5 protein-coding genes and 1 pseudogene are annotated in these 7533 nt (G+C 71.4%); 4 read left to right on the top strand and 2 right to left on the bottom strand.

What is annotated here, in order from left to right; all coding sequences use genetic code 11:
- Nucleotides 1–241 (top strand): annotated as a pseudogene (locus CCN33_RS32015) (hypothetical protein); the annotation flags it as partial.
- 191 nt (nt 242–432) lie between these two features.
- Complete coding sequence (locus CCN33_RS13910; RefSeq protein ID WP_086693944.1) at nt 433–1881, top strand: M23 family metallopeptidase; 1449 nt, start codon at nt 433–435, stop codon at nt 1879–1881.
- A 64-nt stretch (nt 1882–1945) separates the two neighbouring features.
- Here CCN33_RS13910 and pcrA read toward each other — a convergent pair whose 3' ends face one another.
- Nucleotides 1946–4426 carry a DNA helicase PcrA gene (gene pcrA / locus CCN33_RS13905; RefSeq protein ID WP_086693943.1) on the bottom strand — a complete coding sequence of 827 codons (2481 nt, stop codon included), beginning with the start codon at nt 4424–4426 and terminating at the stop codon, nt 1946–1948.
- Between the two features lie 227 nt (nt 4427–4653).
- Between pcrA and CCN33_RS13895 the strand changes: the two genes are divergently transcribed.
- Entirely contained in the window at nt 4654–5661 is a 1008-nt protein-coding gene (locus CCN33_RS13895; protein WP_086693942.1) for an SLAC1 family transporter, read from the top strand.
- Here CCN33_RS13895 and CCN33_RS13890 read toward each other — a convergent pair.
- Nucleotides 5639–5992 (bottom strand): hypothetical protein, encoded by a 354-nt coding sequence (locus tag CCN33_RS13890; RefSeq protein ID WP_030811871.1) that lies wholly within the window; start codon nt 5990–5992, stop codon nt 5639–5641. The genes CCN33_RS13895 and CCN33_RS13890 overlap by 23 nt on opposite strands.
- Before the next feature lie 448 nt (nt 5993–6440).
- Between CCN33_RS13890 and CCN33_RS13885 the strand changes: the two genes are divergently transcribed.
- Nucleotides 6441–7532: a C40 family peptidase gene (locus CCN33_RS13885; protein WP_086693945.1), complete on the top strand. Its 1092-nt coding sequence runs from the start codon at nt 6441–6443 to the stop codon at nt 7530–7532.
- Nucleotide 7533: the final 1 nt, after the last annotated feature.

The raw sequence follows: 7533 nt of genomic DNA, 5'->3' as shown, positions 1-7533 counted from the left end.
CCCCCTGACCGAGCCCGCCCCCGGCCGCCTAGGCGCAGCCGCCGGCACGCTGACCCGAGGCACCCTCGCGCTGGCCGAAGCGGGCTGCGGAATGTACGCCCGCGTCGTCCTGAACGGACCGCATGCCGGAGAGATCTGGCTGCTGGACCCCGACTGGGGCGGCTTCACTCCATGGGAGCGCGACTTCCACAGTTGGTACACGAAGTGGCTGACCGGGGTGTCACAGCCTTCCCAGGGATGACACAGCGTCACAAATCCTCGAACGCTCTTCGAACACAGGGCCAAACTCGGGTTCAGCAAACCCCGAAACACGGCCGAATGCCCGTTTCCCGTCCACATGAAACCAGCGGAAGATTGTCGCGCCCGCATACCGCCGGGTACAGTCGCCGCACTGCTCTGGCAGCCCCTGTTGTCGAGGCGAAAGAGAAGTTGGTGAACGACCGTCACCCGTCGGGGACCATGACCCCGGCTCCGGCTTCCGACGCCTCCACCGCGCACTACGCGCCGTACGGAGCACCGGAAGTCCCGTACGACGACCTCACCACGTACGGCGGTTACGACACCACCGGTTTTCCGGTGGCCGACGCGGCCTACGCCGCCGACCCGCACCTCGGCGGATACCAGAACGTCCAGCACGCCACGGGCGCGTACGACACGACGCACTGGCAGACCGGCGACGGCGGCCACCTCGCCCACGACCCCTACGCGGCCCAGCAGCACACCGCCTATGACACAGGCGCCTACGACACCACCGCCTGGACCGTCCCCGCGCAGGGCAGCCCGGAGGACACCGGCGCCTGGGCGCAGTACGGACAGCAGGCCGCCCCGGACCCCGCGCAGCAGTGGGACTGGGGGACGCAGACCTTCGACTCCGGCGCCTACGACGCCACCCAGTGGAACACCGACGGCACGCCCGAGCACCAGCGGGCCGAGGAGCCGTTCGACCAGCAGGCGACGGCCACCTTCGACCAGGTGACCCACGACCCGTACGGGGACGACGCCGCCTACGTCGAGTACGCGGACCATCAGCACGAGGAACACCCCGACGCCGACGACGAGTTGACCGGCACCGGTGAACTTCCCGCCCTCCTGGACGACCAGGAGGAGGTCACCCCGGCCCCCCGCGCGGGTTCACGTGCCGCGGCCCGCTCCCGGCGCCGCACGCCCGCCAAGCGCTCCGCCCTGCTGACCGTCGCCGTGCCGTCGGCCTGTGTGATGGGCGTGGCCGGTATCGCCGCCGCCTCGGTCGGCGACCTGACCGGTGGGACGCAGGAGGCCGCCGCCTCCGCCGCCGACGCGCACACCGTGAAGCCGTCCGTCGCCAACAGCAAGCTCGACACCCAGTTGCGGACCCTGTCCGCCGGTGCCGACGACTTCACCGACCGGGTGAGCCGGACCCAGGAGCGCATCGACCTCAGGGCTCAGCAGGCCCTGGAGAAGAAGAAGGCGGCCGCCGAGGCCGCGCTCAAGGAGAGACTCCGCCCCAAGTTCATGCTCCCGGTTCTCCAGAAGGGCCTCAGCGCCCAGTTCGGGCAGGCGGGCGTCAACTGGATGTCCGTCCACACCGGCATCGACTTCCCCGTGTCGTACGGCACCACGGTGATGGCCGCGACCGACGGTGTCGTCACCACCAAGTGGAACAGCGCCTACGGCAACATGCTGGTCCTCACGGCGAAGGACGGCACGGAGACCTGGTACTGCCACCTCTCCAGTTACCGCGTACCCTCCGGAACCTCGGTCAAGGCCGGCGAACCGATCGCCTATTCCGGCAACTCCGGCAACTCCACCGGCCCCCACCTCCACTTCGAGGTCCGTCCGGCGGGCGGCGCGGCCATCGACCCCCTCCCCTGGCTCCGCAGCCACGGCCTGGACCCGACCTGATCCGCCGCCCCGACATGACCGAGCCCCGCCGTTTTGGCGGGGCTCGCGTCGTCCGAGGCCGCGTCTAGAGCTTCTCCACCGGCGCGTACCGCAGCAGCAGCCGCTTGGCGTTGCCGCCGCCGAAGTCGATCGTGGCCTGGGCCTTGTCGCCCTCGCCGGCCACCGCGACCACCATGCCGAGGCCGAACTGGTCATGGGTGACGCGGTCGCCGATCGCCAGCGACACCACCGGCTTCTCACCGGCCCGGCGGGTGGCGAACCCGGAGGCACCGGCGGCCGAGGAGCGGGACCGGGACGAGGAGAGGGTGGACGCGACCGAGGAGGCGGCCTTGCCGAAGGACGGCGCGGCCGAGGCACCGGTCCGCTTCCACTCCAGGTGCGTGGCCGGGATCTCCTCCAGGAACCGGGAGGGCGGGTTGTACGAGGGCTGCCCCCAGGCGCTGCGCAGCGCGGCACGGGTGAGGTAGAGCCGCTCGCGCGCGCGGGTGATGCCGACGTAGGCCAGGCGCCGCTCCTCCTCCAGCTCCTTGGTCTGGTTGAGGGCGCGCATGTGCGGGAAGACGCCGTCCTCCATGCCGGTGAGGAAGACGACCGGGAACTCCAGACCCTTGGCGGTGTGCAGGGTCATCAGCGTGATGACGCCGTCGCCGTCCTCCTCGTCCGGGATCTGGTCCGAGTCAGCGACGAGCGCGACCCGCTCCAGGAACTCGGCCAGCGTGCCCTGCTCGCCGTCCTCCCGCTCCTGCTCGAACTCCAGCGCCACGGCCGCGAGTTCCTGGAGGTTCTCGATCCGGGTCTCGTCCTGCGGGTCGGTGGACGCCTGGAGCTCGGCGAGGTAGCCGGTGCGCTCCAGCACCGCCTCCAGCACGGTGGCCGGTCCGGCGCCGGACTCGACGACGGTGCGCAGGTCGTCCATGAGCGCGTTGAACCGCCGCACCGCGTTGGTGGAGCGCGCGGCCATGCCGTACGCCTCGTCCACCCGCTTCAGCGCCTGCGGGAAGCTGATCTTCTCGCGCTGGGCGAGGGCGTCGATCATCGCCTCGGCGCGCTCCCCGATGCCGCGCTTGGGCACGTTGAGGATGCGGCGCATCGGCACCGAGTCCTCGGGGTTGGCGAGGACGCGCAGGTAGGCCAGGACGTCCCTGACCTCCTTGCGCTCGTAGAAGCGCACTCCGCCGACGACCTTGTACGGCAGGCCGACGCGGATGAAGATCTCCTCGAACACACGGGACTGGGCGTTGGTGCGGTAGAACACCGCCACGTCCCCGGCCTTGGCGTCGCCCGCGTCGGTGAGGCGGTCTATCTCGTCGGCGACGAACTGGGCCTCGTCGTGCTCGGTGTCCGCGACATAGCCGGTGATGCCCGCACCCTGGCCGGCGTTGGTCCACAGGTTCTTGGGGCGGCGGGACTCGTTGCGCTCGATGACCGCGTTGGCGGCGGACAGGATGGTCTGCGTGGAGCGGTAGTTCTGCTCCAGCAGGATCGTCGTCGCGTCCGGGTAGTCCTCCTCGAACTGGAGGATGTTGCGGATGGTCGCGCCCCGGAAGGCGTAGATCGACTGGTCCGCGTCACCCACGACGCACAGCTCGGCGGGCGGGACGTCGTACTCGTTGGGCGGTACGTCCTCGTCGTGCGCGCTCGTGCCGACCAGCTCCCGGACCAGCGCGTACTGCGCGTGGTTGGTGTCCTGGTACTCGTCGACCATGACGTGCCGGAAGCGGCGGTGGTAGTGCTCGGCCACGTCCGGGAAGGCGCGCAGCAGGTTGACCGTGGTCATGATCAGGTCGTCGAAGTCGAGGGCGTTGGCCTCGCGCAGCCGCGACTGGTAGAGCGCGTACGCCTGGGCGAGGGTCTTCTCGAAGCCGTCGGTGGCCTGGGCGGCGAAGTCCTCCTCGTCGATCAGCTCGTTCTTGAGGTTGCTGATCTTGGCGCTGAAGGACTTGGGCGGGTAGCGCTTGGGGTCGAGGTCCAGGTCGCGGCAGACCAGGGCCATGAGGCGCTTGCTGTCGGCCGCGTCGTAGATCGAGAACGACGAGGTGAAGCCCAGCCTCTTCGACTCGCGGCGCAGGATGCGGACGCAGGCGCTGTGGAAGGTCATGACCCACATCGCGCCGGCACGCGGGCCGACGAGCTGCTCGACGCGCTCCTTCATCTCGCCCGCGGCCTTGTTGGTGAAGGTGATCGCGAGGATCTGGCCGGGGTGCACATGGCGCTCGGCGAGGAGGTGGGCGATGCGGTGGGTGAGCACCCGCGTCTTGCCGGAACCGGCGCCCGCGACGATGAGCAGCGGGGAGCCCGCGTGGACGACGGCCGCGCGCTGGTTCTCGTTCAGGCCCTCCAGGAGGGCCGCCGCGTCGACCGGCGGGCGCGGGGCGCCGTCGCGGTAGTGGGTGTCCCGGTCCGGGGGCAGATCGAACTTCCCCCCGAACAGGTCGTCCGGGACCGGCTCCGGAGCGTGCTCGTCCTCGGGCGGCGCGGACTCCTCCTCGGGTCCCCGCGGGGGCTGGAGGCTGGCCAGGAAGTTGTCGTCAAAGAGGCTGCTCATCGCTCTACGAGTCTAGGGCGCCGCACCGACAACCGGTCCCGGTCCGGGGAACATGGCCGGATTCCCGGCGGGACGATCTTCAGTCCCGGGCGGGGTGGCCTCCAGTTCCCCGCCGGACGATCTCCCGATCCGGGCCGGACGGTCTCCGTGCGGCCCGGTCCTCTTTTCGAGCCCCACGCGCGCGTGCCCCGCCTGCCGGGGAGGCGCCGCTCCCTAGCATCAGGGACATGTCGGGCATCTCGGGCTTGCGAACGTGGGTGGCGGAGCGTCCTCCGGCGGCGGGCACCGCCGTCATGGCGACCGCCGTCGTCTCCATCGGCCTGCGTCTGGCGGGCGTCGAGGTGGTGTCCCGGATCTTCCTGGTACTGGCCTGCCTCGCCTGGCTGACCCTCGCCGCCACCTTCGCCGTCCGGCTGGCGGGGCACCGGGAACGCTGGGCGGAGGAGGCCTGCGACCCGGCCGCGCTCACCGCGGTGGCGGCCACGGCGGTACTCGGCACCCGGATCTCCCTGCTCGGCGTCCAGCCCCTGGCCGGGGCGCTGCTGGCGCTTGCCGCGCTGTTCTGGCCGGTGCTGCTGGTCTCCGTGCTGCGGCACTGGGGGCGGCGCATGCCGGGCACGGTGTTCATGTGTTGCGTGGCCACCCAGGCGCTCGCCGTCCTGGCGGCCACCCTGGCCGCGGCCGAGGCGACGGCCTGGCTCGCGCACTCCGCGCTGGTGCTGTTCTGGCTGGGCCTGCTGCTCTACGCCCTCACCCTGCCCCGCTTCGACTCCCGCCAGGTCCTGCACGGGCCGGGCGACCACTGGATCGCGGGCGGCGCGCTGTCCATCTCGGCGCTGGCCGGGGCCCGGCTGATCGCCGCCGACAGCGCGCGGCTGTACCTGTGGAACAAGGACGACAGCGAGGTCCTGCACCAGGCCACCGCGACCCTGCTGGTACTGGACCTCGTCTGCTACGCCGTGCTGGTGCTGGCCGAGCTGGCGCGCCCCCGGCTGCGCTACGGCCTGCTGCGCTGGGCCACCGTGTTCTCGATGGGGATGACGGCGGCGGCGACCCTCGCGGTCTCGGCCGCCCTGGACGTGTCCTGGCTGAGCGGGCCGGGGAAGGTGCTGGTCTGGGTGGCGGTCGCGGTGTGGCTGGCGGCCGCCGTGGGCGCGGCGCTCGCGTGGCGCGCCGGGGGCCGCGGCCCCCGGGAGGCGGGAGCGACGGGTGTCACGTCCACAACACGGCAATGAAGATGTTCGCCGTGGTCAGAGCGCCGACCAGCCCGAACATCCCCTTGTCGACCGTCTCCTCGTCACGCTTCACATAGACCAGGCCGAGGATCACGATCAGCAGCGCCAGCTTGATGCCGATCTTGATGTTGTTGACGTGGTGGCCGTCCGCCTCGTTGAGGCCGACCAGCACCACGCCGGTCACCAGCATGGTGATCGCACCGTGCAGCATGGCGGGCACGAAGCGGGCCGTACCCCGGCCCATCGCCTTCATCTGGGTGAGGAAGCCGCCGAGCAGCGCGGCGATGCCGATGATGTGCAGGGCGACGAAGACATGGATGAGTACGGTCATGGGAACCGAGCCTAGTTCCCGACATCCCGTCGGCACCGTACCGGGGCCCGCGTCCGGCTCATGACTCCGGCCGGTCTCACCCGCTCGTGGACTCGCCGGTCATAGCACCCCCTGCCTCCCTCGAGTCCCGTCTTCCTCTCTTTGATCACCAGGCTTCGGATGGACGCCACCGCCACCCCGGCAGCCCGGTCGGAAACGGTCACTTTCCTCCCCGTCAAGCACAGTTCCGTACACGCGTTACCAAGCTGTCATCAAGCGGCCTAGCGTCCTCCCCCAGGTGACCGGTTCCCCACAGCCGCCCGGACCAGGGGGCGGCAGCCGGACGTCACCGCCGAGGACCGTCCGTCGGCCGCCGTCTCCCCTGTGCGGACGGCCGCCGGACACCGGCTCCCCCAGGGGACCGTGGTCCTCGGCCGCACGAGTCCCATGGAAGGACGTGACGGTCCAGGTGGCAGCGCACCGAAAACTCCGAGCGCGCTCACTCAGCGGCAACACGGCCCGCACGGCCGCCACTCTCGCCCTGGCGGGAGCGGCCACCGCGACGGCCTTCGACGGAACGGGACACGCCGAGCCGCAACTCACCACCGCCCAGGTCAAGGCCCAAGTGGACCGGCTGTACCAGGAGGCGGAGACCGCCACCGAGAAGTACAACGGCGCCCGCGAGAAGGCGAGCGCCGCTCAGCACCGGCTCAACACCCTGCGCGACGAGACCGCCCGCCGGCAGGACAGACTCAACACCGCCCGCGGCGCCCTGGGCGCCTTCGCCGCCGCGCAGTACCGCGACGGCGCGATCGCCCCGAGCTGGCAGCTCGCTCTCTCCAGCAGCCCCGACCGCTACCTGGACGACGCCGCCTTCGCCGAACGCGCCGGACACCGCCAGGCCCAGCAGGTGAGCCGGGTGCGCGCCGAGCTGCGGGAGATGGCGCGGCTGCGCGGTGCGGCCCTCGTCCAGGCGAAGTCGGTACGGTCCCGGCAGGCGGAGCTGAAGCGGCAGAAGGACGCGGTCACCGCCAAGCTGAAGCAGGCCCGGCAGCTGCTCACCCGGCTGACCCCGCCCGAGCGGGCGAAGGCGACCACCGGCGCCCCGGCGGCCCCGGCCCCCGTGGGCGCAGGGGGCCGTTCCGCCCCGACTCCGGCGACCTTCGGCGAGGCGTCCCCCGGCCGCGCGACCGCGCCGGCTCCCGCGCCCACCTCACGCGCCTCGGCTGCCGTGGCCTATGCCTACCGGAAACTCGGCAGCCCCTACGTGTGGGGTGCGACCGGTCCCGACGCCTTCGACTGCTCGGGGCTGATCCAGGCCGCCTACCGCTCCGCGGGCATCTCCCTCCCCCGCACCACCTACGCCCAGATCAACGCGGGCCGACGCGTCTCCCGCTCCCAGCTCCAACCCGGGGATCTGGTGTTCTTCTACTCCGGCATCAGCCATGTGGGCATCTACGTGGGGAACGGCCGCATGATCCACGCGCCCAATCCCTCGGCACCGGTCCGGGTGGCGCCGATCGACCAGATGCCGTTCGCGGGGGCCACCCGGGTGGCCTAGG

Source organism: Streptomyces recifensis (assembly GCF_002154615.1).
Lineage (GTDB): Bacteria > Actinomycetota > Actinomycetes > Streptomycetales > Streptomycetaceae > Streptomyces > Streptomyces griseoluteus.
Note: the sequence above shows the minus strand (reverse complement) of the source record. Positions and strands in the feature narration are given on the sequence as shown.